The organism is Ensifer sp. NM-2 (assembly GCF_003024455.1).
Taxonomy (GTDB): domain Bacteria; phylum Pseudomonadota; class Alphaproteobacteria; order Rhizobiales; family Rhizobiaceae; genus Ensifer; species Ensifer canadensis.
Genome location: NZ_PVZR01000029.1, coordinates 61,522 through 85,652 on the forward strand (window position 1 = coordinate 61,522; position 24,131 = coordinate 85,652).

Annotated in this window: 20 protein-coding genes and 1 pseudogene; 10 read left to right on the forward strand and 11 right to left on the reverse strand. The window is 62.3% G+C overall.

Annotated features, from left to right (window positions below; all coding sequences use genetic code 11):
• Window positions 1-30: 30 nt before the first annotated feature.
• From C6558_RS34330 to C6558_RS34350, 5 genes are all read right to left on the reverse strand, one after another.
• On the reverse strand, window positions 31-2,700 hold the full coding sequence (locus C6558_RS34330; RefSeq protein ID WP_025424925.1) for an EAL domain-containing protein: 2,670 nt from the start codon (window positions 2,698-2,700) through the stop codon (window positions 31-33).
• A gap of 103 nt (window positions 2,701-2,803) precedes the next feature.
• Window positions 2,804-2,992 (reverse strand): DUF3008 family protein, encoded by a 189-nt coding sequence (locus tag C6558_RS34335; protein WP_025424924.1) that lies wholly within the window; start codon window positions 2,990-2,992, stop codon window positions 2,804-2,806.
• Between the two features lie 172 nt (window positions 2,993-3,164).
• Complete coding sequence (locus tag C6558_RS34340; protein ID WP_025424923.1) at window positions 3,165-4,778, reverse strand: cisplatin damage response ATP-dependent DNA ligase; 1,614 nt, start codon at window positions 4,776-4,778, stop codon at window positions 3,165-3,167.
• Between the two features lie 3 nt (window positions 4,779-4,781).
• Window positions 4,782-5,792, reverse strand: a complete 1,011-nt coding sequence (locus C6558_RS34345) for a ligase-associated DNA damage response exonuclease (protein ID WP_038576510.1) — start codon at window positions 5,790-5,792, stop codon at window positions 4,782-4,784.
• A 91-nt stretch (window positions 5,793-5,883) separates the two neighbouring features.
• Window positions 5,884-6,837 (reverse strand): nucleoside hydrolase, encoded by a 954-nt coding sequence (locus C6558_RS34350; protein ID WP_025424921.1) that lies wholly within the window; start codon window positions 6,835-6,837, stop codon window positions 5,884-5,886.
• Window positions 6,838-7,092: 255 nt separating this feature from the next.
• Between C6558_RS34350 and C6558_RS34355 the strand changes: the two genes are divergently transcribed.
• Window positions 7,093-7,746, forward strand: coding sequence for a hypothetical protein (locus tag C6558_RS34355; protein ID WP_025424920.1), 654 nt, complete (start codon window positions 7,093-7,095; stop codon window positions 7,744-7,746).
• A gap of 100 nt (window positions 7,747-7,846) precedes the next feature.
• On the opposite strand, the gene lysS is transcribed toward C6558_RS34355, so the two are convergent.
• Window positions 7,847-9,343, reverse strand: coding sequence for a lysine--tRNA ligase (lysS, locus tag C6558_RS34360; RefSeq protein ID WP_025424919.1), 1,497 nt, complete (start codon window positions 9,341-9,343; stop codon window positions 7,847-7,849).
• Window positions 9,344-9,353: 10 nt separating this feature from the next.
• A complete protein-coding gene (gltX, locus tag C6558_RS34365) occupies window positions 9,354-10,811 on the reverse strand; it encodes a glutamate--tRNA ligase (protein WP_057210080.1) in 1,458 nt (485 codons plus the stop codon).
• 256 nt (window positions 10,812-11,067) lie between these two features.
• On the opposite strand from gltX, the gene C6558_RS34370 reads away from it, so the two are divergent.
• The gene (locus C6558_RS34370; protein ID WP_025424917.1) at window positions 11,068-11,415 is read left to right on the forward strand and encodes a helix-turn-helix transcriptional regulator; all 348 of its coding nucleotides are present in this window, start codon (window positions 11,068-11,070) and stop codon (window positions 11,413-11,415) included.
• Window positions 11,416-11,649: 234 nt separating this feature from the next.
• Window positions 11,650-12,030 carry a VOC family protein gene (locus tag C6558_RS34375; RefSeq protein WP_025424916.1) on the forward strand — a complete coding sequence of 127 codons (381 nt, stop codon included), beginning with the start codon at window positions 11,650-11,652 and terminating at the stop codon, window positions 12,028-12,030.
• Window positions 12,031-12,393: 363 nt separating this feature from the next.
• Here C6558_RS34375 and C6558_RS34380 read toward each other — a convergent pair whose 3' ends face one another.
• The 3 genes from C6558_RS34380 to C6558_RS34390 all read right to left on the reverse strand — a co-directional run bounded on the left by C6558_RS34380 (window position 12,394) and on the right by C6558_RS34390 (window position 14,921).
• Window positions 12,394-13,149 (reverse strand): TerC family protein, encoded by a 756-nt coding sequence (locus C6558_RS34380; RefSeq protein WP_025424915.1) that lies wholly within the window; start codon window positions 13,147-13,149, stop codon window positions 12,394-12,396.
• Window positions 13,150-13,262: 113 nt separating this feature from the next.
• Window positions 13,263-14,102 carry an AraC family transcriptional regulator gene (locus tag C6558_RS34385; protein WP_025424914.1) on the reverse strand — a complete coding sequence of 280 codons (840 nt, stop codon included), beginning with the start codon at window positions 14,100-14,102 and terminating at the stop codon, window positions 13,263-13,265.
• 111 nt (window positions 14,103-14,213) lie between these two features.
• Complete coding sequence (locus C6558_RS34390; RefSeq protein WP_025424913.1) at window positions 14,214-14,921, reverse strand: TetR/AcrR family transcriptional regulator; 708 nt, start codon at window positions 14,919-14,921, stop codon at window positions 14,214-14,216.
• A gap of 157 nt (window positions 14,922-15,078) precedes the next feature.
• On the opposite strand from C6558_RS34390, the gene C6558_RS34395 reads away from it, so the two are divergent.
• From C6558_RS34395 to xylB, 5 genes are all read left to right on the forward strand, one after another.
• On the forward strand, window positions 15,079-16,296 hold the full coding sequence (locus tag C6558_RS34395; protein WP_025424912.1) for an HlyD family secretion protein: 1,218 nt from the start codon (window positions 15,079-15,081) through the stop codon (window positions 16,294-16,296).
• Window positions 16,297-16,365: 69 nt separating this feature from the next.
• A complete protein-coding gene (locus C6558_RS34400; RefSeq protein WP_025424911.1) occupies window positions 16,366-17,955 on the forward strand; it encodes a DHA2 family efflux MFS transporter permease subunit in 1,590 nt (529 codons plus the stop codon).
• 116 nt (window positions 17,956-18,071) lie between these two features.
• Window positions 18,072-19,187, forward strand: coding sequence for a metallophosphoesterase (locus tag C6558_RS34405; protein WP_025424910.1), 1,116 nt, complete (start codon window positions 18,072-18,074; stop codon window positions 19,185-19,187).
• A gap of 88 nt (window positions 19,188-19,275) precedes the next feature.
• Complete coding sequence (locus C6558_RS34410) at window positions 19,276-20,313, forward strand: LacI family DNA-binding transcriptional regulator (RefSeq protein WP_025424909.1); 1,038 nt, start codon at window positions 19,276-19,278, stop codon at window positions 20,311-20,313.
• A gap of 73 nt (window positions 20,314-20,386) precedes the next feature.
• Window positions 20,387-21,841, forward strand: a complete 1,455-nt coding sequence (xylB, locus tag C6558_RS34415) for a xylulokinase (protein ID WP_025424908.1) — start codon at window positions 20,387-20,389, stop codon at window positions 21,839-21,841.
• Window positions 21,842-21,882: 41 nt separating this feature from the next.
• On the opposite strand, the gene C6558_RS34420 is transcribed toward xylB, so the two are convergent.
• Window positions 21,883-22,242, reverse strand: coding sequence for a nuclear transport factor 2 family protein (locus C6558_RS34420; RefSeq protein WP_025424907.1), 360 nt, complete (start codon window positions 22,240-22,242; stop codon window positions 21,883-21,885).
• 137 nt (window positions 22,243-22,379) lie between these two features.
• Here C6558_RS34420 and xylA point away from each other — a divergent pair, with 137 nt between their 5' ends.
• Both xylA and C6558_RS34435 read left to right on the forward strand, forming a co-directional pair.
• Window positions 22,380-23,690: a xylose isomerase gene (xylA, locus tag C6558_RS34425; protein WP_025424906.1), complete on the forward strand. Its 1,311-nt coding sequence runs from the start codon at window positions 22,380-22,382 to the stop codon at window positions 23,688-23,690.
• A gap of 314 nt (window positions 23,691-24,004) precedes the next feature.
• Window positions 24,005-24,131, forward strand: a pseudogene (locus C6558_RS34435) (sugar phosphate isomerase/epimerase); the annotation flags it as partial.

The following is a 24,131-nucleotide window of genomic DNA, read 5'->3' on the forward strand; positions in this document are numbered from 1 at the left end:
CCGAACTGTCGCAGCCGACCGAAGGTGGCGTCAGGCGGCCTGCCACCTACGCTCGAAAACAAAGGTCGCAAGATCGTTGGCGCTCATCGGCCGGGCAAAGGCATAGCCCTGAAGGCCGTGGCAGCCGAGCTCCTGCAGAATGCGGGCGTGCTCGAGCGTTTCGACGCCCTCGGCGATCACCTCGATGCCGAGCGAGGTGCCGATATCGATGATCGATTCGACGAGGCGCCTTTCGGCCGGCGAGTTCAGGATCGGCAAAATCAGCTGGCGATCGATTTTCAGGCGCCGCGGGGTCAGCTTCAGCAGGCTGAGGATGGAGGCATAGCCGGTGCCGAAATCGTCGATCTCGATATCGATGCCGAGTTCCTTGATCCGGCGAATGTTGGACAGCACCGTGACGTCGCTCTCGTCGAAGGAGATCGATTCCAGCAACTCGAAGGACAGGCGGCCGCGCGGGATCTGCAGCTGTTCGAGACGGCCGATCAGCCCCTCGTCGTGCAGGCGGGCATAGGAGAGGTTGACCGAGATCTTCGGGATGTGGATGCCATTGGCCTCCCAGCGATAGATCTGGAACAGCGCCTGCTCCAGGATCGCCTGGTCGATGGAGGCGACGACGTTGATGTCTTCGGCGGTCTTGAGAAAGGTGTGGGGACCCAGCAATCCCTTGGTCGGGTGGTCCCAACGTGCAAGCGCCTCGACGCCGATGACCTCAAGCGTGTTCGGGCAGAACTGCGGCTGGAAATGCGCGATGAATTCCTTGTGTTCCAGACCGCGAAGGATCTCGTCGGCGGTCTGCTTGGTCTTGAACACGGCAGTCTTCAGGTCGCCGGTGAAGGTCTCGTGCCGATTGCGGCCGCGGCGCTTGGCCTCGTAAAGGGCGATGTCGGCATTGACGAGGATCTGCGCCAGGTCGTCGGTCGGCTTGGTCTGCGCCGCGATGCCGATGCTGACGCCAATGCGGCATTCCTGGTCCTTGTAGCGAACCGGAACGCTCATTGCCTCGATGATGCATGACGCCAGCCGGGCGTCGGGCTCGGCGCTGTCCTCCGGGCGGACGAGGACGAATTCGTCGCCGCCGATGCGAGCGACAAAGTCCTTCTCCTTGGCGTTGGTGCGCAGCAGTTCGGCTGCATGCCGCAGGATTTCGTCACCGGCCGCATGCCCCAGCGTGTCGTTGATCTGTTTGAAGCGATCGAGATCCATATGAAAGATGCTGAGCCTTGCCTCCGCTTCGAAGTGATGGCTTCTGTCTGCGAGTACCTGGTCGAGGAAGCGCCGGTTCGGCAGGCCGGTCAGCGGATCGTGCAGGGCATTGAACTCCATGCGGTAGCGCGCGGCCTCCAGTTCGGCGCTGTGCGCCTCGGCCTGGCGCTTGGCTTCCGACAGGGTTGCGCGGGTCTTGATGTCGGCGGTCACGTCCCAGTTGACGCCGACGATCTTCTTGCGCCCATCGGCGCCGTCATAGGTCGAGCCGATGGCGCGGATATGCCGGATGGTGTCATCCGGTAGCCGGATTCGAAACTCGGAATTGTAGGCGCTGCCCGCCGCAAGGGCTTCGGCGAACTCCTCTTCCGCGCGGTCAATGTCGTCGGGATGCAAGGTCGTCTTCCAGTCGTCATAGGCCTTGCGCACCGATCCGGTCTTTCCGTAGAGCTCCTTCATCCGCTCGTCCCAGAGCAGCTTGCCGCTGGCGATGTCGAGTTCCCAGATGCCGATCTGCGAGCTGTCGAGCGCGATCTTCAGGCGGTGCGACAGTTCCTGCAATTGCGCCTTGCTGTGCCTGAGGGCGCGAATATTGTTCTGCCGCTCGCTCATCAGCCGGCCCGTCAGCAGCATCGGCAGGATGATCATCAGGCCGCCGGCAACGATCAGCGCGCGGATGAACCAGGCATTGCGGGGCGTGTGCGGCCAGCCGCCTTTGGGAACGGCGGCGATGTGCCAGGAGCCGCCGGGAAGCAGGACGGTCATATCAACCGGCGCCTGACCAAAAACCTTGGGGTCGCCGAAGAAGGCCGTTCCACTGCTGCCCGTCCCGTCGCGGCCGGTCATCGCGATATCAATGCCCAGCTTGGAAGAGAGGAGACCGCTGTCATTGTAGAGACGATCGACATCGATGACGGCAGAGACGATGCCCCAGAAGCGATTGCTGCCTCCGCCGGCATCGATCGATACCGGGAAGCGGCCAATCAGTCCGCGCCCGCCCTGCACGAGATCCACCGGGCCGGCGAGAACCATCTTGCCGGTGTCCCTTACCTTCATGACGGCGGCGCGCTGGGCATCGTTCTTGCGGTAATCGAGCCCGATCGCCCTTTCATTGCCCTGCAAGGGATAGGCCATGCGCACGATGAGGTTCGGCGCCGCGGCGATGCTGCGCAGCTGCGAGCGCTCTGTGAAGATGCTGCGCGAAAGAGCTGCAAAACGCTCCTGGTCCATACCCGGTTCGGTCACGATGGTGCCGATCAGGCCCCGTACGAGCTGGATATTGCCGTTGATGCTGGCCTCGAGTTTGGAGCGGATCGGGTTGAGCTCGTCGGCGACTTGAGATCGCATGCGGGCTTCGGAGACCACCTGGTTCTGATTGTCCGCAAGAATGCCGGCCGCGAGAACAACGAAAGAGGCGATGATCGCGGGAAGGTAGTTCGGCGTCAGAACTCTGGAAAGTTTCTTCTTCCCGAGGTGGAAGATATGTCTGGCAAGCACAAGATCACCCCGGCGGTGTGCGAATGATACGAAACGACCGGGATGATCCCAAATTGGTATTAACAATTGTGTTTTAGTTCCGGCTTTTATGCTTGCCGGGAGGTCATTTTGCCGTCTTCCGCTCGGGCAGTTTCTTGCGCTTGGTTTCCGCAAGTTCTTCAAGCTCGCTTTCGGTCATGGATTTTTCCATTTCGCGTGACGCGCCCTTGAGTTCGGATTTCTTCATGTCTCCGCGTTTGGCGGCAAGGGCTGCACCGGCCGCCTTTTGCTGTGCCTTGGATTTTGCAGGCATGTCGCATCTCCTTGCGTGCGTTCGAATAGCTCAAACGCCGATCGATCGCGCCGGTTCCGCGCTTTACAGCGCCGTGCGTCAAATAAGACGCGCGAAGGACGCTGTAACGCTTTAAATTTGCTACATAATTTTATCCTTAAACCGGATCCGATTTAAGGAATTATGCAGTCGATCACGATCTGCCATCGATCATCGCCTGCAAGGTCTCCAGCCGGTCGGCCTCATGCGGGAGCTTGTCCTGACGCAGCCGTGCAATACGGGGAAAGCGCATGGCAACGCCCGACTTGTGCCGGGTCGACCGGTTCAGCCCCTCGAAGGCGACCTCGACGACGAAGCCGAAATCGGGTTCGGCCCGCACGGCCCGGACCGGGCCGAAGCGCTCGATGGTATTATCCCGGACGAAGCGGTCGAGAATTTCCAGTTCGGCATCGGTAAAGCCGAAATAGGCCTTGCCCACCGGCACCAGCGTTTCCGTGCCGTCGATCTTAGTCCAGACGCCGAAGGTGAAATCGGAATAGTAGCTGGAGCGCTTGCCGTGGCCGCGCTGCGCATACATCAGCACCGCATCGACGTTAAAGGGCGCGCGCTTCCATTTGAACCAGGGACCCTTGGCGCGGCCGGCGGTATAGGGCGAATCCAGCCGCTTCAGCATGATGCCTTCGATGACGGGATCGGGCGGATCGGATCGGAGCTGGTCGAGTTCCTCCCAGGAGGAAAACGGCACGAGCGGGGACAGGTCGAAATGCTGCGGCGAGGCCCGTTCGACAAGGTCGCTCAATATCGCCCGTCGTGCCAGGAAACCCTCCGCCCGAACGTCGGTTTCGCCCGCAAAGAGCACGTCGTAGGCGCGGATGAAGGCGGGGTATTCGTCCAGCATCTTGCGGCTGACGGACTTGCGGTTCAGCCGTTGCTGCAGGTCAGAAAAGGTCCGGGTGGCACGGTTGGTGCGGGCGGTGCCTCCGACCAGCAGTTCGCCGTCGATGATGCCGGAAAAGTCGGCCGCCTCCAGCACATCAGGGAAGGCACCGGAGATTTCGTCGCCGCTGCGCGAGTAGAGCCGTGTGGTCCCACCGATATTGGCGAGCTGCACGCGGATGCCGTCCCACTTCCATTCGGCGGCAAAATCCTTCGGGTCGAGCCCGTCGAGGTCGCCTTCGCCGACAGGAGTGGCAAGCATCACCGAATGGAAGACGGCGGGCGTCGAAAGCACCGGCCTTTCCGCCTCTCCCGCCAGCCATTGGAAGAGCGGCAGATAGGGCGGAGCGAGCCCGTGCCAGAGAGTTTCGATTTCGCTGACGTCCTTTCCACCCATCTCGGCCAGAGCCTGCTTTGCGAGCTTGGCGGAGACGCCGATGCGCAGGCCGCCGGTCACGAGTTTCAGGAAGGCGAAGCGCGCCGATGTGTCGAGCCGGTCGAGCATGTCGCGAACGACACTGCGCACATTGGCGCGGCCGGTCGCCTGCAGCTTTTCGATCGCGTCGCCGAGCGGAATGTCGTCGAGCACCACGCCTGCAGGCGGCTCCCAGACCAGCGACACGGTCTCGGCAAGGTCACCGACATAATCGTAGGAATAGCGGAACAGCACCTCGTCCATGCGTTCGAGCAGAAGGTCACGGATCATCGCCGGCTTGACGGTTGCAAGCGAGAGCGTGCCGGCGATCGCGGCGAGCGCATAGCCGCGGCTCGGATCAGATGTAGTGCGGAAATAATCCGCCAGCAGCCGGATCTTGGCGTTGCGCTGCGGGGTGAGCACGAGGCGGTCGAGCAGTTCGGCGAAGGCCTTCATCGCTCACTCTCCCTCGTCGTCATAGCCGACGAGATGCAGCGGTCGCGCGGCGATGCCTTCGAGCTCGCACCAGCGCACCAGCGCCTCCTCGCGGCCATGGGTAACCCAGACTTCCGCCGGGCCGATCTCACGGATCGTTTGCGTCAGTTCTGGCCAGTCGCAGTGGTCGGAGATCACCAGCGGCAGCTCGACGCCGCGCTGCTTGGCCCGTTGCCGGATCATCATCCAGCCTGAAGCGAAGATCGCCAGGGGATCGACGAAGCGCCGCGCCCAGCGGTCGGCGAAGGCTGCGGGCGGGCCGATGACGACGGTGCCGGAAAAATCCTGCTTCTCGTCGGCGGCAAGCGTCGCCGGGCGGATTTCACCGAGATCTATGCCTTCGCCACGATAATAATCACAGAGCTTCTGCAAGGCGCCGTGGATGTAGATCGGCTGGTCGTAGCCCTGCTCGCGCAGAAGGGCGATCACCCTCTGCGCCTTGCCGAGCGCATAGGCGCCGACCACATGGGTGCGCTCGGGAAACTGCTTCAGCGACGTCAGCAGCTTCTGCATCTCGGTGCGGTCGTCCGGGTGGTGGAAGACCGGCAGGCCGAAGGTGGCCTCGGTGATGAAGACGTCGCATGGAACCGGTTCGAACGACAGGCAGGTCGGGTCGCGGCGTCGTTTGTAATCGCCCGAGACGACGATGCGCGTGCCCTTCGCCATCACCGAAATCTGCGCCGAGCCGAGCACATGGCCTGCGGGGTGAAAACGCACCTCGACGCCGTTGACGACCATCGTCTCGCCCAGGGCAACGGCCTGGCTCGTGCCGCAGAAACCGTCGCCATAGCGGATGCGCATGATATCGAGCGTTTCGCGGGTGGCGAGCACCTGACCGTGGCCGGCGCGAGCGTGGTCGGAATGGCCATGGGTGATCAGGGCGCGATCGACCGGCTGCACCGGGTCGATGTAGAAATCCCCGATCTCGCAATAGAGACCTTTCGGGGCTGGATAGAGCAGGGCGTCCGGTTTCATGGCCATAAAGATAGCCGGCGAACGCATGTCCGCCAGCTATCGCAGCAAAGTTTTTCGAACGGTTGGACAAGCCGGTCCGTTCGGGGTGACATCAGTCGTGCAGCGCCAGCGTGTCGCCGATCAACTTCAGGGTTTTCGCTGCATCGATGTCGATGCAAGCTTTCTGGCTCGGCAGGTTGTCCCACGGGCTCGGCGGGAACAGCCGGCTGTCGGGCTTCTGGATCGTCTGGCCATCGGCAAGGCCGCCGCAGACGACGCGGATGACGCCGCTGCGCACCTTGAACAGGTCCGGCGCCACGACATAGGCACAGGCGCAGCTGTCATGCACCACCATACCGTCAGGCACATGCTGCTCGTAGAAGGTGATGTAGAACTGCGAGATGTCGGAGAGCAGCTGTGCCGGCGCTCCGCCGCGTGCGGCGATGTCGGCGAGCATGGCCTTGGTCATCACCGTCTTGGTGGTGACATCGAGACCGACGACCGTAACCGGCCACGGCGCCGTCATGACGACGTCGGCTGCCTCGGGGTCGCCATGGATATTGGCTTCGGCGGCCGGCGTGATGTTGCCGTTGACGTCGAAGGCGCCGCCCATGATCACCACTTCGCGCACCAGCGGCGCAAAATCCGGATCTTCGCGCAGTGCCAGCGCCAGGTTGGTCATGCGACCGACGGCAATCAGCGTCACTTCGCCGGGATTGGCGCGGACGGTGTCGATGATGAAGCGGTGCGCCGGGCGGGGATCGACGGGCAGGTCGATGGTCTCGGGCACGTCGATGTTGCCGAGGCCGTCATCGCCATGAATAAAGGTCGGCCAGCCGACATGCGGCCGATCCGGATTGAAGGTCTTGTCGAGACCTTTTGCGACCGGTGCCTTAATGCCCCACTCGCGCTTCAGGAACAGCGCATTGCGCGTCGTCGTTTCGACCGAGGCGTTGCCGAAGACCGTCGTAATGCCGATGAGGTCGATATCCGGGTGGCGGTGGAGGAAGAGGAGGGCCATCGCATCGTCGATGCCCGGATCCGTATCAAAGATAACCTTGTGCATGTGTTCTTCTTTTCTTTTTCTTGCGTTTGACGGGTCGCAATGGAGGCAAGATGCCTGCGAAAGTCAATCACCCTTCGATCCCTATCGAACACGCCCGATGTCGAAGCTGAAGATGTCTTTTGGGCGAGCTCCTCTGTTCTTCCCGTTCGTCTATGGCGCGCGGCGCTTAAACTTTCTGAAAGGTGCAGCGCCTATCCTTGCAAGGCGCCTTCGGGCTTTTGTTACAGTTCCTGAAATGACAGCGGAGCCATTCTCGTGAAGGCTATTCTCGGCAACTTGCGCCCATCGAAGAGGCTGGTCGTCATCCTCGCCGCGGCGTTCGGCGTGTCGGCTGCCTCAGGTGCTGCCGCCGTCTATGTCGGCCGCGACGCATTGATGGAGCGGATTTCCAAGCCCGCCACCTCCGGCCTCGAATGCACCCTGGTCAGAACCATCAAGCTCGGCCATCACGGTCAGCGCTGGGTCCGCATGCACATCAAGACGGATCGTGCCGACGGCGAAGCGCGCATGCGCACGGCGCTTCGCGTGGTCGGTGCTCTCTCCAAGACGGAAAATGCCGAGCTTTACCAGGTGGTCGTTCTCGATGCGGCCGGACCGGAAGAGCGCGCCCAGGTTCGGGGTGCGGCGATCGGCGCGCAAGTTCTCTTTGCACCGGGCCCGCAGAGCGTGCCCGGTATGGATGAACCGTTCCGCGCGTCCTACAATGACGGCACGGCAAACTCGGCCGGCTTCTTTCATGGCAACACCATCGATCTTTCCGTGGGTGACATCCGCGGCATGATGGCCGGCATGGACGATCGGTCGCCCTGCATCGATCCGAATGCTGTCGCCGTCGAGGGCGAGGCGGCACCGGACGCCACGGCGCAAGAGCACAAGGTCGAGAGCGCCGAAGCGCCTGCAGGCCACTGAAGCGCCGTTCTCGCGCAGCGCGCTGTCACTCCATCATTGAAAATGAAAAAAAGCCCGCCGCAATCGCGCCGGGCTTTGTCTTGTGCCGTTATGACTTTGATCAGTCGGCCTTGTTGCGGCGCGCCGGGAACAGGATGATGTCGCGGATCGACGGCGCGTTGGTCAAAAGCATGATCAGGCGGTCGACGCCGATGCCGAGGCCGCCTGCCGGCGGCATGCCCTGGTCGATGGCATCAAGGAACTCGTCATCGAGCTGCTTTGCCTTTTCGCCGCGGGCATGGGCCTGCTCCAGCTGCTCGACCATGCGGGCGCGCTGCTCTTCCGGATCGTTGAGCTCCGAGAAGGCGTTGCCGAGTTCCCAGGTGTTGCAATAGGTCTCGAAACGCTCGACGAGGCGCGGCTCGCCCGGCACTTCCTTGGCGAAAGGCGAGATGTCCTTCGGGAAATGCGTGACGTGGGCCGGCTGGATCAGCGTCGGCTCGACCTTTTCTTCGAAGATGAAGGCGAGGCACTCGCCCCAGGTCCAGTCCTTCTCGACTTCGAACCCGGCAGCCTTGGCGGCCGCACGGGCTTCCTCGTCGGTCTTCATCGCCAGGAAGTCGATACCGGTCGCTTCCTTGACGGCATCCGGCATCGGCACGCGGCGGAACGGACCCTTGAAGGAGATTTCCTTGTCGCCGAACATGAATTCGGTCGAGCCGTGGATCGACAGAGCGAGCTTGGTAAACAGCCGCTCGACGAGGTCCATGATGTCCTCGTAGTCGGCATAGGCCCAGTAGCATTCCATCATGGTGAATTCGGGATTGTGCCGGGTCGAGACGCCTTCGTTGCGGAAGTTGCGGTTGATCTCGAACACCTTGTCGGTCAGGCCAGATACCAGCGTGCGCTTCAGATACAGTTCCGGCGCAATGCGCAGGAACATGTCGAGCTTCAGCGTGTTGTGGTGAGTCTTGAACGGCTCGGCCGTCGCACCGCCATAGACCGAATGCAGCATCGGCGTTTCGACTTCCATGAAGCCGTCGTCTTCCATGAAGCGGCGGATGCCGGAAACGATCTTGCTGCGCTGCTGGAAGCGCAGCTTCGATTCCTCGTTGGTCATGATGTCGAGGTGGCGCTTGCGGTAGCGCAGCTCGATATCCGACAAGCCATGCCATTTTTCGGGCATCGGCAGCAGCGACTTCGTCAGCATGGTGATCGTCTGCGCGTTGATCGTCAGTTCGCCGCGCTTGGTGCGGCGCACGACGCCGGTGACACCGATGATGTCGCCGATGTCGATCATCGGCAGCAGTGCGCGTGCGTCTTCAGGCGTGGTGTCCTTGTGGCTGAAGATCTGGATCTTGCCGGAGGCATCATGGATATCCATGAACATGCCGGAGTTGCGCGACGAGTAGACGCGGCCGGCGACGGTGACGACGTCCTGCGTCTCGGTGTCCAGCTCCAGGTTCTCGTACTTCGCCGCAAGTTCGGCATTGGTCATCGTGCGGTGGAAATGCGCCGGATAGACGTCGCCGATCTGTTCGCGGAGCAGCTTCAGCTTCTGCGCGCGCACTTCCGTCACATCGGAGGAGAGGGCTGTTGTTTCGGTCTTGTCGTTCATCGTCCTGTCCTTACTTTCCGCTGCCGGCCATCGAGGCGGCGACCTGGCCTGCAATCTTCAACCGCTGGCGCACGACCGAGCGGCCGAGCAGTTCCATGCTGTCGAAGAGCGGCAGCGACCGCGACGAACCGGAAACCGCCACGAACAGCGGTGCCAGCACGACCTTGAGCTTCTTGCCCATGCGGTCGGCGATCGCGCGTAGTTCCGCTTCGATCGTTTCCTTGTTCCATTCGAGGATCTTTTCCAGATCCGGCTGTACCGTGTTGAAGATCTCGACCAGTTCTTCCGGGCTCGACTTGATCTTGGCGAAGGCCGCCGGCTCGAGGCCGAGGTCGGACTTCAACAGGAAGTCGGCAAGGGCCGGCAGTTCGCCGAGCTTGGAGATGCGCGACTGCGACAGCTTCAGGCCCTGCTTCAGGCGATCGTTCTCGGACGCCCAGGCAAGCACCCGGCCGAGGAATTCGTCGTCGCTCAGCTTCTCGCGGATCCAGCGGCCGTTCAGCCAGTCGAGCTTCTGGATGTCGAAGATCGCGCCCGACTTCGACAGGTTGTCGGGGTCGAACTTTTCGGCAAGCTCGGCCATCGTCATCAGTTCCTCGCCTTCGGCGATCTGGATGAAGAACAGGCCGAGGAAATTCATCAGCGCTTCCGGCAGGTAGCCGAGCGCCGAGTAGTAGGAGATCGACGTCGGGTTCTTGCGCTTCGACAGCTTCGATTTGTCGGCATTGCGCATCAGCGACAGGTGCATGAACACCGGCGGCGTCAGGCCGAGATACTGATAGATCAGGATGTGCTTCGGCACGGAGGCCAGCCACTCCTCGCCGCGCGCGACGTGGGTGATCTTCATCAGGTAGTCGTCGACGACGTTCGCCATGTGGTAGGTCGGCATGCCGTCGGCCTTGAGCAGCACCTGCATGTCGACCGAATCCCACGGGATCTCGACGTCGCCATAGACGCCGTCGGTGAACTTGCAGGAGCCCTCGGTCGGGATCTTCATGCGCACGACATGCGGCTCGCCGGCATCGACGCGGCGGGTCACTTCTTCGGCTGTCAGGCTCAGGCAGTGGCCGTCATATTTCGGCTGCTTGCCGGCGGCGCGCTGGCCCTCGCGCATCTGTTCGAGCCGTTCCGGTGTGCAGAAACAGCGGAAGCCGTGGCCGTTGTTCTCGATCTGGCGAACGTAGTCGAGATAGATGTCCTTGCGGTCGCTCTGGCGGTAGGGGCCATAGGGGCCGCCGACGTCAGGGCCTTCCGACCATTCGAGCCCGCACCATTTCAGCGCATCCAGAACCTTCTGCTCAAACTCCGGCGTCGAGCGTGTGGCGTCGGTATCCTCGATACGAAGGATGAAGGTGCCGCCGTGCTTCTTTGCGAAGAGATAGTTGAACAGTGCGATATAGGCGGTGCCGACATGCGGCTCGCCGGTGGGGGAGGGTGCGATGCGTACCCGAACTGCTGAATCTGCCATGGTCTTTGCCCGTTTGACGTGCTTCTCGCCCCTTGCCGGAAGACAAGTCCGGCCGCCGGGCGCGCATTTTATGGGAAGGAAAGGCCCGTAGGGGTGCCGCACCAGCGGTATCGGCGGGCTATTCCAGTCGGCTCGCGTGAGACCATAGAACATGGAGCATGTCAACGGAAAGTGGATCACGCCGGTTTTTGTTGACACTGCCGATGGCTGGTTATATTGAACCGTGAGGTTATTTAACTGAAAGGTTTTTTAGGAAATGCCGGAAGATCGCCTGTCGACCACGCTCTCAGCCCTTGCCGACCCCACGCGCCGGGCGATTCTCGCCCGGCTCTCTCTCGGCGAGGCCTCTGTCGGCGAACTGGCGGAGCCGTTCGAGATGAGCCTGCCGGCGGTTTCAAAACATCTGAAAGTTCTCGAGCGCGCCGGGCTGATCAGCCGCGGCCGCGAGGCGCAATGGCGCCCCTGCCGGCTCGAAGCGGCACCCTTGCGCGACGTCAACAGCTGGCTCGACAGCTACCGCCGCTTCTGGGAAGAGAAGTTTGATCGTCTCGACGCCTATCTGCAGGAGTTGCAGAAGGTGGATCCGGACGCCGGGAAAAACTGATCTCAGCGATCTTGCTGGCGCAGCTTGGCTGCGCTACACATCCCGTGTCGAAAAAGGCAGGACCGGATATGGTAAGCCCGGTCCCTTCGTCACCGTACGAGCGGTTGCGAAGCTCTGCTCGAACCTGATCGTTCGAACCCGCGGCGTGGTTCCGATGCATCCGCATCGGTCCGCGGCGGGGTGTATCCAGATCAGACGCAGTCCGCCGCGTTTCTCAAAACACGGAGACTGCATATGCGACTGAACCATCTCGACCTTCACAGCCCCGTCGTTACCGAAACGGCGACATTCTTCATCGAACATCTTGGCTTCACGCTTGTCGAAACGCGCGGCAAGGATGCCTTTTATCGCCTGGCAGACGATGCCGGCATGGTGCTGGTGATCAGCCCGCCGATCGCCAAGCTTGGCGGTGGCGACCAGGTCAGCCTCGGTCTTCAGACCTACCATATCGGCTTCCTGCTGCCCGAGCGATTGGCAGTCGAGGATGCCTATCGGCGCATCCTGCCGAGCGGCATCCGCATCACCGAACCGGAAGAGCGGCATGGCGCCTATGTCTTCTATATGGTCATACCCGGCAACATCCTCGTGGAGATTGGGCAACGTCCCGACGCCTGAAGCAACCGGAACGATTTACCGGATGAGGCGTTATCCGTTCGAGAGGCGCGGGCTGTGCCAATCGGACATGACGAAGGCGGAGAACACGGGAATTTTTCCGATTTCTTCCCGTGGCCAACGAAACGGCAGTCGAGCGCCACTGCATGTTTCCTTAAATGCTATTCGATATAAGCATCAAAACATGCAGCAATTCAAAGCGCGACAGCGACCTTTGCGCGTCTCGTAAGACGCGCGGCGCTGTAGCGTTCTCACAAACGCCCGCAGCAAGATGGCCTGCATCCCCTGTGATGCAGGTCTTTTTTCGGCGCAACGAAAAGGCGGGGCTGGTGGCCCCGCCTTTCCAGTTTTGTTCGTGGCAACGCCTCAGTGCAGCTTGCCGGCGGCCTTCTTTCGCAGCCGCGCATTGCGCGCCACCATGTTGAGAACCTCCACCAGCGCCGAGAAGGCCATGGCGGCGTAGATGTAGCCCTTCGGCACGTGCAGGCCCATGCCTTCGGCGATCAGCGTCGTGCCGATCATCAAGAGGAAGGCGAGCGCCAGCATGACGATCGTCGGGTTCTTCTCGATGAAGTTGGCAAGCGGCGTCGCGGCAACGAGCATCACGGTGACGGCGGCTAGGACGGCGACGACCATGATCGGCAGATGCGGCGTCATGCCGACGGCGGTAATGATGCTGTCGACCGAGAAGACGAGGTCGAGCAGCAGGATCTGGCCGATCGCCGCGCCGAAGCTGTTGATCGCCGAAGAAGCGATGAAGTCTTCGCCGTGGTCGCTCGGATCGACGCTATGGTGGATTTCCTTGGTCGCCTTCCAGACGAGGAAAAGACCGCCGGCGATCAGGATCATGTCCTTCCACGAGAAGCCGTGTCCGAAGACCTCGAACACCGGCGTGGTCAGCTTGACGATCCAGGCGACGGTGCCGAGCAGGGCGAGGCGCATGACGAGCGCCAGGGTAATGCCGATGCGGCGGGCCCTCTCGCGGTGTTCGGCCGGCAGCTTGTTGGTGAGGATGGAGATGAAGATCAGGTTGTCGATGCCGAGAACCACCTCCATGACAACCAGTGTTATGAGGGCGACCCAGGCGGCTGGGTCCTGGGCAAGCGACATTATCCCCTGCATCGGCGATCTTTCCTTTTTCGGTGGCGCGTCGTCGCGCAAGAATCGCGGCAGTATTTAAGCAACATTGCGAAAGTGACAAGCGCCGCCGGCCATTTGCGGCGGCGCTTTACCGTTTACGCTTGGATCGGAATCCACATTTCGACCACCCCCATGCCCGAATGCGGGTCGAAACGATCATCATAACGCTCGATGAGATCAGGCGTTTGGCCATGCTGAAGACCGGACTCCGGCAGCCAGGTGCCGAAGATATGGTGCGCCGTCGTGGCGATCGACGAGATATGGCCGCGGTGCAGGAACACGGCGTAACGCTGCTTCGGCAGCTTCATGGTGGTAAAGCCGGCGGGCAGGGCGCCGGCGTCGTCGACTTCTGCTGCCGCCATATAGCGAAATGTCCCGGCTTCGCCATCGCTCTGGCTGCAGACGCCGTAGGCGACGTTGCCCTTCTGTCCGGGGATGTTGCCGAAGTGGGTATTGAAGCGCTGCCACAGCGAGGGAATGCCTTCGGTGCGGCCATAGGCGTAGGTTTCGGCAAGGCCGGCCAAAAGCAAAGGCGGGCTGTCTTCGAAGCGCGGTGGGTCCAGTTTGAGGAGGCGGGTGTCGTCCATTCTGATAGGCTCCGTCAGTGCGATGTTGCTGAGGTGCCCTTGCTTGCGCACGGTCTCCGGCGTGACGCCGAACTGCTCGCGAAAGGCACGGGTGAAAGCCTCGTGCGAGCCGTAGCCCGCTTCGAGGGCCACCGCGAGAATGCTGGACGAGCCGTCGGCAAGGTTTCGTGCGGCGCCGCTCAGCCGCCGCGCACGGATATAGGCGCTGATGGAGCGACCGGTCACCAGTCCGAAGACGCGCGACAGGTGAAAGCGCGAAAGGCCGGCAGCCTCGGCGATCTCCTCCAGCGATATATCCCTGGCGAAATGGCTCTCGATGAACCAGATCGCCCTTCCGATAGCACTCATGTTCACTCCCGTGGCAGACAGCCCATGCTCATAGGGTCTTGCCGCAAGGCGTGCTTGATCGCAATTGCTGGATTGAAGGCTAGCCCGAACGAATGAGCCCCTTGGCTTGGCTCAGTCCGTCTTCTTCTTCGGTCCATAGGCGGCCATGAAGACGCGGACGGCCGCGGCAACCGTGCCCTCGATCTGCTCTCGCGGCGGCGCCGAGCACATTCCGCCGAACAGGCGGTGCTTGAACAGCCCGGCCTGGGCCATCTCGATGAACTGCCTGGCCGCTACTTCCGTGTTGTCGATGTCGAGCGTGCCTGTTGGAACCTGCCGGTCGAGATAGGTCTTGAGGACCGTATAGCCGTTTTCGGGCGCCTCGCTGAAGAAGCGTTCCGCCAGATGCGGCATCCGGTCGATCACGCCGATCACCATGCGCATGGAGCGGATCGTGGCCTCGGAGGTGATGCTGCTCGTCAGGGTGACGCCGAAATCGTAGAGCGCCTCCTCGACGTCTTCGTGGTCGTTGAGTGCATGCTTGGCGGTCTGGATCACCAGGGTCTTGCCCTGGATGATCAGCGCCTTGAACAGGTCTTCCTTGTTTTCGAAGTAGACGTAGAGCGTGCCCTTCGAGACGCCGGCCTCGCGGGTGATATCGTTCATGCTGGCGGCGTCGAAGCCCTGGCTCATGAAGACCCGCCGCGCGCCCTCGAGAATCTGTTGGCGCTTGGCAGGGTCTTCACCCGCCGCATGGCGTCCGCTGCCGGGACCAAGCTGGTCGTCCGCGCCGTTATCAGGCCGGAAGGTCTCGTTTTGCTCGGTCTTTGCTGGTTCCATGATTGCCGTCTGCACCCGTCCCGTTCGCATTAATTCTCGTCCATCGAACTACCCGGTTCGATTCCCTCTTGATATGCGACGTCAAAGCGACTAAGTCAAGCTTCGATCGAACCGAACGGTTCAGTTCAGTCACCCCTCATTAACCAGGCCGGTATCCATGTCCGCATCCAAAACGTCCAGCGCCGCTCGCGTTCGCCCTGTCGGCGAGGATTTTGAAGTTCCGCAGACCCATGAGGCCGAGCCCGAGGCCAAGGGGGCGACTGCCGAGGCGCCGGCAGCGGTGCAAGAGCCTGCTGTCGAGGCCGCTTCGAAAAAGAAGAAGCGCAGCCCGATCTTGCCGGTTCTCGGCCTTGTCGCGCTCGCTGGCGCCGGCTGGTATGGCTATGACTGGTGGACCAATGGCCGCTTCATGGTTTCGACTGATGACGCCTATATCGAAGGCGACATTGCCACGATCTCTCCGAAAGTGTCGGGCTATGTCGCCAAGGTCGACGTCGTCGCCAACCAGAAGGTGAAGGCCGGCGATCCCATGGTCACGCTCGATGACGGCGACTACCGTATCGCGGCCGAGCAGACCGAAGCCCAGATCGCCACCCAGAAGCTGGCGCTCAGCCGTTTCGACGCGCAGATCGCAGGGGCGATGGCGAGCCTTGCCCAGGCCGAAGCCCAGAAGAACGCTCTCGAAGCAACGGTGCGCGGCGCCGAACTCGCGCAGAAGCGCGCGAGCGACCTCCAGTCCAAGGACGTCGGCACCGTTGCTTCGCGCGACAATGCCGACGTGGCTCTGGATCAGGCTCGGGCGAACCTTGCCGGCGCCGATGCCAACATCGCGGCTGCGAACGCCAACATCACCGTGCTGCAGGCGCAGCGCTCAGAGGCGGAAAGCCAGATCCGCTCGCTCGAACTTGCCCGTGACAAGGCCAACCGCGACCTCGGCTTCACCGTCTTGAAGGCGCCCTATGACGGCGTCATCGGCAACGTCGCCGTCCAGGTCGGTGACCTCGTTTCCGCTGGCCAGCGACTGGCCGCGCTCGTGCCTGTCGACCAGCTCTATATCGACGCCAACTTCAAGGAGACGCAGATCGCCCATCTGGTCCCCGGCTCGAAGGTCAAGGTCCATATCGACGCCTATGACGAGCACGCGGTCGAAGGCACGGTTGCCTCGATCGCGCCGGCATCCGGCTCGGTGTTCTCGCTGCTGCCGGCGGAAAACGCCACCGGCAACTTCACCAAGGTGATCCAGCGTGTGCCGGTGCGCATCACGCTGCCGGCCGATGTGCTGGCGGAAGGCCATCTGCGGGCGGGCTTGAGCGTCGTCGTCGATGTCGACACGCGCACGGCGCCCGACGAGACCAAGGTCGCCGCCACGAAGTAATCGGGCCTGACGCGCCGGCGTGTTCTTTTGAACGCGCCGATGCGCCTTTACACGCAGGGAGTGGCTCAGATGGCCGCAACGGCAACAGCAGGCTCGGTGGCGGCAGCCGCACCGAAGGTCGAAGAACATATGGACCCGAGAAGGCTGATCGCCTTCTTCGCCATGGTCGTCGGCATGTTCATGGCGATCCTCGACATCCAGATCGTTTCGGCATCGCTTGCCGAAATCCAGGCCGGCCTGTCGGCCGGCTCCGACGAAATCGGCTGGGTGCAGACCTCCTACCTCATTGCCGAAGTCATCATGATCCCGCTTTCGGGCACGCTGGCGCGTATCGTCTCGACGCGGGTATTGTTTTCGGTATCGGCTGCGGGTTTCACCGCGGCAAGCGCGCTCGCCGCCACAGCCACCAATATCGACCAGATGATCGTCTACCGGGCGATCCAGGGCTTCATCGGTGGCGGCATGATTCCGTCAGTCTTTGCGGCTGCCTTCACCATTTTTCCGCCGTCGAAGCGCAACATCGTTTCGCCGATCATCGGTCTGATCGCCACGCTCGCGCCGACCATCGGCCCGACCGTCGGCGGCTACCTCAGCCACGCCTTCTCCTGGCACTGGCTGTTCCTGGTCAATGTCATTCCCGGCATCATCGTTGCGACGCTGACCTGGACCTTCATCGATTTCGACAAGCCGGAGCTTGGTCTGTTCAAGAAGTTCGACTGGTGGGGGCTCGCCTCGATGGCGATCTTCCTCGGCTCGCTCGAATATGTCCTGGAAGAAGGCAACGCCAACGACTGGTTCAACGACGAGCATATCGTCATGGGTGCCGTCGCCACCGTGATCGCCGCGGTGATTTTCTTCTACCGGGCCTTCAAGGTGGAATTCCCGGTGGTCGACCTCAGGGCGTTTTCAAACCGAAATTTCGCCTTCGGTTCGATGTTCTCCTTTGTCATGGGCATCGGGCTCTATGGTCTCACCTATCTCTACCCGCTCTATCTCGGGCGCATCCGCGGCTACGATTCACTGATGATCGGCGAGACGATGTTTGTCTCGGGTCTAGCCATGTTCTTCACGGCGCCGGTCGCCGGCTTCCTGTCGGGCAAACTCGATCCGCGCGTGCTGATGACCATCGGCTTTGCCAGCTTTGCCAGCGGCACCTGGATCATGGGACATCTGACGGCTGACTGGGACTTCTACGAGCTGTTCATTCCGCAGATCCTGCGCGGCGTCGGGCTGATGCTGTGCATGGTGCCGATCAACAACATCGCGCTCGGCACCATGCCGCCGGCACGCATGCGCGGCGCATCCGGCCTCTTCAACCTGACGCGCAACCTTGGCGGCGCTGTTGGCCTGGCGGTGATCAACACCATCCTGACCCAGCGCCAGGATCTGCACTATGCCCGGCTCTCCGAACACATCCAGTGGGGCAACCCCGAGGCGATGGAGCGGTTCAACAACATGGCCGCCACCTTCAACGCCCATGGTCTCGATGGTGCTTCGATCGCCATCAAGCAGCTTGCGGCGATGGCCCAGAAGCAGGCGATGATCCTGTCGTTCGGCGATATCTTCGTCATCCTGACCGTGCTGTTCCTGTCGCTGATCCTGGGTGTGATGATGATCAAGAAACCGCAGGGCGTCGGACCCAGCGGCGGCGGGCACTAGGCCCACGCGCGGTTTACGCCGTCTTCGTGTTGCGGCACAATCCGGCCGGAAAGCAACGTCCGGCCGAACCCTGATCGACGATCCGGCACCTGGCCGGGTTGGAAACGGGGCCGTTCATGCGGGCATACCAACACTTCGGCATCTCCAGGCGCTCCTTCCTTGCCGCCGCCGCCGGCATCGGCGCGACACTGTTGGCCACGCCCATGCGCGCAGCCGGACGCCCGCCCATCGATGCTACCTTCCTGTTTTCGAACGATATCCACGCCTGCCTCGTCTCGACCGAGGGCCTTGCGCCGAACTGTGCGGCCGAAGGCAAGACCGACGCGAATCTGCTTCGCCACGTGGCAGCGCTCAATGCCCTGCCGGCGATGCACTGGCCGGAAACCGTCGGCGGTCAGTCAAGCGGGCTCGGCAGCACCGGCCGGCGGATCGGCCGGCCGCTCGGTCTTGTGCTCGGTGGCGACGTGACCGATGACGGCGGCGGACAGGTGCGCCAGCCGCGTGAGGGACGGCAGCTGCAGCAGTTTTCGAGCCGCTATCAGGAAGGACCGGGTGCCGACCGCGTGCACTTCCCCGTCTATGTCGGGCTCGGCAACCATGACCTCGACCAGGACGGGCCGCCGCCGCATGTCGACTGGTATCGCCGCGAACTGCGCGACTATGTCGAGCTCAATCATCGGCAGTCGGTGTTCTACAAGCCTCCGGTGCCGGTGACGAACTACGACCCGCTGTCGGATTGCTATTCCTGGGATTGGGGCGGGCTGCATCTCGTTCAGCTCCAACGCTTCGGTGGCGACGTCAGCAAGGGTGCGGTGGATGCGCTGCCGTGGCTGAAGCAGGATCTGGCAACCTATGCCGCTGACGGCCGACCGGTGATCCTGTTCCAGCACTATGGCTGGGATGCCTTCTCGACGGAGGTCTGGGACGCTGCCGCCAGGACCTTCGACGACCAGGGCAATGGCCCGCCGCATTGGTGGAGTCCTGGCGAGCGGCAGGCGCTCGTTGATGCCGTCAAGGGCTATAATGTCATCGGTCTCTTTCACGGCCATCAGCACGAAACCGCGATGATCTATCGCCGCGAAGGGCTGGATCTGTTCAAGCCGAAGGCGGCCTATATGGGCGGTTTCGCGCTCGTGCGCGTGACCGACGGCTTCATGGATGTGGTGCTTGCCGAGGCCGGGAAGGGCCACGGCGAGGTCACTTTCACGCAAGCATTCAGCAAGCGTTTTTAGCCAGCGAAAACAGCGGCCGGTCTTTCCTTGCGTGTTTTTGATTTACGTACATCAAAAATTCCTCTAAGGCAGTTTGCGGGAGGAAATGATGCGCCCTACAGTCCACGACATCGCTGCAGAAGCAGGCGTCAGCCTTGCGACCGTCGACCGGGTTTTGAACAATCGCCCGGGTGTGCGGACGGTCACGCGCGACAAGGTCGAGCGCGCGATCGCGACGCTCGGTTATATCAGGGACGTGGCGGCGGCCAACCTTGCCAAGAGCCGCAGCTATCCGCTGATCTTCATTTTGCCCGAAGGCGAAAACGCCTTCATGCGCGGGCTCGAGGCCGAGGTCCAGTCCGCAATGGCCCGCTCCGCCGTCGAGCGGACCGATGTCAGCATCCTCTCCGTTCCCGCCTTCGATGCATCGGCGCTGGCCGATGCGCTCGACGAAGCGCGCCGACGCGGACCGGCCGGCGTTGCCGTCGTTGCCGTCGAAGCGCCTGAAGTGGTTGCGGCCGTTGGGCGGCTTCGCGAGGACGGCATTGCCGTCGTCACCCTCGTGTCCGACCTGACCGGCTCCGAGCGCGAGCATTTCGCCGGCGTCGACAATATTGCCGCCGGACGCACGGCCGGCAGTCTGATGCGGCGTTTTGTCGGCGGCCGCGACGGGCCCGTTGCCATCGTCGCCGGATCGATGCTGGTGCGAGACCATCGGGATCGGCTTGAGGGTTTCAGCGCTGCCGTCAATGAAGGTGCCGCCAAGCGGCAGCTTTTGCCCGTGGTCGAGGGCCACGATGACCCGTCGGAAGTCGAAAATCTGGTGCAGGATCTGCTCGCCGCGCATCCGAACCTTACCGGCATCTACAGCCTCGGCGCCGGCAACCGCGGCCTGATCGCGGCGCTGGAGAAGGCCGGACGTCAGTCCGAGATCTGCGCGATCGCGCACGAATTGACGCCGTACAGTCGTGCTGCACTCGTTTCGGGTACCATCGATGCGCTGCTCAACCAGGATGCCGGTCACGAGGTGCGCAGCGCCATTCGCGTGCTGAAGGCCCGCGCCGATGGGCTCTCGATGATAGAGGCGCAGGAACGCATCCGCATCGACATTTTCCTCAAAGACAACCTGCCGGTCGAACCGGTGTAATGCTTTGAATTTACACAATTCCTGACGGAAAACCGTTGCACGCTTTCCCCGGAATTGCCCAATGGAGGCACGCATGTATCTTGGACTGGATCTCGGCACGTCGGGCGTCAAGGCGATGCTGATGGATGGCGATCAGCGTATTGTCGGTTCGGCATCCGGCGCACTCGACGTCTCGCGGCCGCATCCCGGTTGGTCGGAGCAGGACCCGGCCGCTTGGATCAGGGCTACCGAGGAGGCGATATCAGGCCTGAAGGCGGCACATCCTTCAGCCCTTGCCGCCGTGCGCGGCATCGGCCTTTCCGGCCAGATGCATGGCGCGACGCTGCTTGACGCCGACGACAAGGTGCTGCGGCCCTGCATCCTCTGGAACGACACCCGCAGTTTTCGCGAGGCAGCGGCGCTCGATGCCGAGCCGCAATTCCGCGCCATCACCGGCAACATCGTCTTCCCCGGATTCACCGCGCCGAAACTCGCATGGGTGCGTGAAAACGAGCCGGATCTCTTTGCCAAGGTGCGGTGGGTGCTGTTGCCGAAGGACTATCTGCGCCTGTGGCTGACGGGTGAGCATATGTCCGAGATGTCGGATTCGGCCGGCACGGCTTGGCTCGATACGGCCAAGCGCCGCTGGTCAGAAAGCCTGCTTTCGGCCACCGGCATGGAGGAACGGCAGATGCCGGATCTCGTCGAAGGCACGGATCGGGCGGGCGGGCTCCGGCCCGAGCTGGCGTCACGCTGGGGCATGGATGCCGGCGTCGTCGTTGCCGGGGGGGCGGGCGACAATGCGGCGTCTGCCTGCGGTATGGGCACCGTCGGCGAAGGCCATGCTTTCGTTTCATTGGGCACGTCGGGTGTGCTGTTTGCCGCCAATGCAAGCTACCTGCCCAATCCGGAAAGCGCCGTTCACGCCTTCTGCCACGCTCTGCCGAATACCTGGCATCAGATGGGTGTCATTCTGTCGGCGACCGATGCGCTCAACTGGTATTCCGGAATCGCCGGTCGCAGCGCCGCCGACCTCAGCACCGAGCTCGGCGATACGCTGAAGGCGCCAAGCGGCGTGACCTTCCTTCCCTATCTCTCCGGCGAGCGCACGCCCCACAATGATGCAACGATCCGCGGCGCATTTGCCGGGCTCGGCCACGAGAGCAGCCGGGTAGTGCTGACGCAGGCGGTCATGGAAGGCGTTTCCTTCGCCATCCGTGACAGCCTCGAAGCTTTGCGTGCCGCCGGCACGACGCTTTCGCGGGTGACGGCGATCGGTGGTGGATCGCGTTCGCGCTACTGGCTGAAGTCGATCGCGACCGCGCTCGACCTGCCGGTCGATCTGCCTGCTGATGGCGATTTCGGCGCCGCCTTCGGTGCTGCGCGTCTCGGCCTGATCGCGGCGACCGGCGCCGACCCAGTCGCGATTTGCCATGCACCGAAAACGGCGGAAACGATCGCGCCCGAAGCGGCTTTTGTGGCGGCCTACGACGAAGCCTACCAGAGCTATCGGCGTCTCTATCCCGCCATCAAGGGCGCGACGACGTGACCGCACCGCGCCCCTCCATGGCTGTTTTCGATCGACCGGGCCTATTGCGCCGGCACCTTGTCGATAAAGCCGGTGACCTGTTTCAGCCGGCCGTTCTCGATGAGGCCGACGTCGGTGCCCTCGATCACGGATTCGTCGCCATCTGGGCCAAGCGCCCAGGAGAAGCGGATCGTGTCGGCAAAGCCGTCCGGCGTGCCCTTGAGCGTGAAGCGAAAACCAGGAAACTGGCCCTGAACGCCGGCGATCAAGCCGCCGATGCCCGCATGCCCGTCACCCTGCATGATCGGGTCGCGATAGGCGACGTCGACGGTAAAGGCCGCTTCGATCAACACGCTGCGGCTGCCGACCTCTGCGTTCCAGGCGGCGATGTAGGCCTCGGCGATCCGGTTGAAATCGTTCATCTGACTATTCCTTTGGCTTGGCGTTTCGATGCCGCAGGTATCGCCGCACGAGGGAATGAAACCAATTACCTTCCACGTAATGACCGGGCGTTTTGCAGTCGCGGCGCCGGCACACCAGCCTTGAGAGGAGCCAGACCGTGAGCACGGGATTTTTCGGCGATATCGCTAAGATCAAGTATGAGGGACCGGAGAGCAGCAATCCGCTCGCCTTCCGCCACTACAACAAGGACGAGGTCGTTTTCGGCAAGCGCATGGAAGATCACCTGCGCTTCGCGGTTGCCTATTGGCACACCTTCGTCTGGCCGGGCGGAGACCCCTTTGGCGGCCAGACGTTCGAGCGCCCATGGTTCAAGGACACGATGGATGCGGCCAAGCTGAAGGCGGATGTTGCGTTCGAATTCTTCCAGCTGCTCGGCGTTCCCTACTACTGCTTCCACGATGCCGACGTGCGCCCCGAGGGCCGGAACTTCGTCGAAAACACCAAGAACCTCAACGAGATCGTCGACTATTTCGCAAAGAAGCAGGCCGACACCGGCGTCAAGCTGCTCTGGGGCACCGCCAACCTCTTCTCCAATCGCCGCTATATGTCGGGTGCCGCCACCAATCCGGATCCGGATGTGTTTGCCTTTGCAGCCGCGACGGTAAAGACCTGCCTAGATGCCACCCAGCGTCTCGGCGGTGAGAACTACGTGCTGTGGGGCGGGCGCGAAGGTTACGAGACGCTGCTCAACACCGACCTTTCGCGAGAACTCGACCAGCTCGGCCGCTTCGTCAATCTGGTGGTCGACTACAAGCACAAGATCGGCTTCAAGGGCGCGATCCTGATCGAGCCGAAGCCGCAGGAGCCGACCAAGCACCAGTATGACTATGACGTCGCCACGGTCTACGGCTTCCTCAAGAGGTACGGTCTGGAGAAGGAAGTCCAGGTCAATATCGAGCAGGGCCATGCGATCCTCGCCGGCCATTCCTTCGAGCACGAACTGGCTCTTGCCAATGCGCTTGGCATCTTCGGTTCGATCGACATGAACCGCAACGACTACCAGTCGGGTTGGGATACGGACCAGTTCCCCAACAACGTGCCGGAAATGGCGCTCGCCTACTATCAGGTGCTGGCAGGCGGCGGTTTCAAGTCGGGCGGCACCAACTTCGACGCGAAGCTGCGGCGCCAGTCGCTCGACCCCGAGGACCTCTTGATCGGCCATATCGGCGGCATGGATTGCTGCGCCCGCGGCATCAAGGCGGCCGCCCAGATGATCGAAGACAAGGCGCTGTCGGCTCCGCTTGATCAGCGCTACGCCGGTTGGCAGGTGCCGGAAGCCAAGAAGATGCTCGAGGGTGGCTTCTCGCTGGAAGAGATCGAAGCTTGGGTGCTGAAGTCCGACCTCAACCCGCAACCGAAGTCCGGCAAGCAGGAGCTGCTGGAGAATGTCGTCAACCGCTACGTCTGAGCGGCTGCGATCAACGCTGATTGAAGAACCGGCCGCCGCTGCGGCCGGTTTTTTTACTGGTGCCTCGTCGTGCCGGTGAGGCGCACCGCAGTCAGTTTCCGGATTGGCATTTCGGCGCCTGTGAACGCAGGAGGACGCCTCCCGAAATTCTCGTCCCAACCGGTTGCTCCATACAGAAAATCTGCTAGCTTCGGCGCCTGCAACGTTTCAGGTGCTTCAGCTGCAGCGAAAATGAAGCTTTCGTCCGCTTCTTCCTGTCGTTGGCCGAACCGGCCGGCTCTGCCGGTAGCCATATCATCAGGAGGATGTTTGCGATGAAAACGATTAAGGGCCCCGGTCTGTTTCTTGCGCAGTTTGCCGGGGATGCGGCGCCGTTCAACTCGTTTGCGGCGATCACCAAGTGGGCTGCCGATTGCGGCTACAAGGGCGTGCAGGTGCCGA

Excerpts from the sequence above, each read along its gene's own strand:
- C6558_RS34370 (WP_025424917.1), top strand. The coding sequence starts at position 11,068 with ATGCCGGAAGATCGCCTGTCGACCACGCTCTCAGCCCTTGCCGACCCC.
- C6558_RS34395 (WP_025424912.1), top strand. The coding sequence starts at position 15,079 with ATGTCCGCATCCAAAACGTCCAGCGCCGCTCGCGTTCGCCCTGTCGGC.
- xylB (WP_025424908.1), top strand. The coding sequence starts at position 20,387 with ATGTATCTTGGACTGGATCTCGGCACGTCGGGCGTCAAGGCGATGCTG.
- C6558_RS34345 (WP_038576510.1), bottom strand. The coding sequence starts at position 5,792 with ATGAAACCGGACGCCCTGCTCTATCCAGCCCCGAAAGGTCTCTATTGC.
- C6558_RS34390 (WP_025424913.1), bottom strand. The coding sequence starts at position 14,921 with ATGGAACCAGCAAAGACCGAGCAAAACGAGACCTTCCGGCCTGATAAC.
- C6558_RS34340 (WP_025424923.1), bottom strand. The coding sequence starts at position 4,778 with ATGAAGGCCTTCGCCGAACTGCTCGACCGCCTCGTGCTCACCCCGCAG.
- C6558_RS34335 (WP_025424924.1), bottom strand. The coding sequence starts at position 2,992 with ATGCCTGCAAAATCCAAGGCACAGCAAAAGGCGGCCGGTGCAGCCCTT.
- C6558_RS34420 (WP_025424907.1), bottom strand. The coding sequence starts at position 22,242 with ATGAACGATTTCAACCGGATCGCCGAGGCCTACATCGCCGCCTGGAAC.
- C6558_RS34350 (WP_025424921.1), bottom strand. The coding sequence starts at position 6,837 with ATGCACAAGGTTATCTTTGATACGGATCCGGGCATCGACGATGCGATG.
- C6558_RS34385 (WP_025424914.1), bottom strand. The coding sequence starts at position 14,102 with ATGAGTGCTATCGGAAGGGCGATCTGGTTCATCGAGAGCCATTTCGCC.
- lysS (WP_025424919.1), bottom strand. The coding sequence starts at position 9,343 with ATGAACGACAAGACCGAAACAACAGCCCTCTCCTCCGATGTGACGGAA.
- gltX (WP_057210080.1), bottom strand. The coding sequence starts at position 10,811 with ATGGCAGATTCAGCAGTTCGGGTACGCATCGCACCCTCCCCCACCGGC.
- C6558_RS34375 (WP_025424916.1), top strand. The coding sequence starts at position 11,650 with ATGCGACTGAACCATCTCGACCTTCACAGCCCCGTCGTTACCGAAACG.
- C6558_RS34410 (WP_025424909.1), top strand. The coding sequence starts at position 19,276 with ATGCGCCCTACAGTCCACGACATCGCTGCAGAAGCAGGCGTCAGCCTT.
- C6558_RS34405 (WP_025424910.1), top strand. The coding sequence starts at position 18,072 with ATGCGGGCATACCAACACTTCGGCATCTCCAGGCGCTCCTTCCTTGCC.
- C6558_RS34380 (WP_025424915.1), bottom strand. The coding sequence starts at position 13,149 with ATGCAGGGGATAATGTCGCTTGCCCAGGACCCAGCCGCCTGGGTCGCC.
- C6558_RS34400 (WP_025424911.1), top strand. The coding sequence starts at position 16,366 with ATGGCCGCAACGGCAACAGCAGGCTCGGTGGCGGCAGCCGCACCGAAG.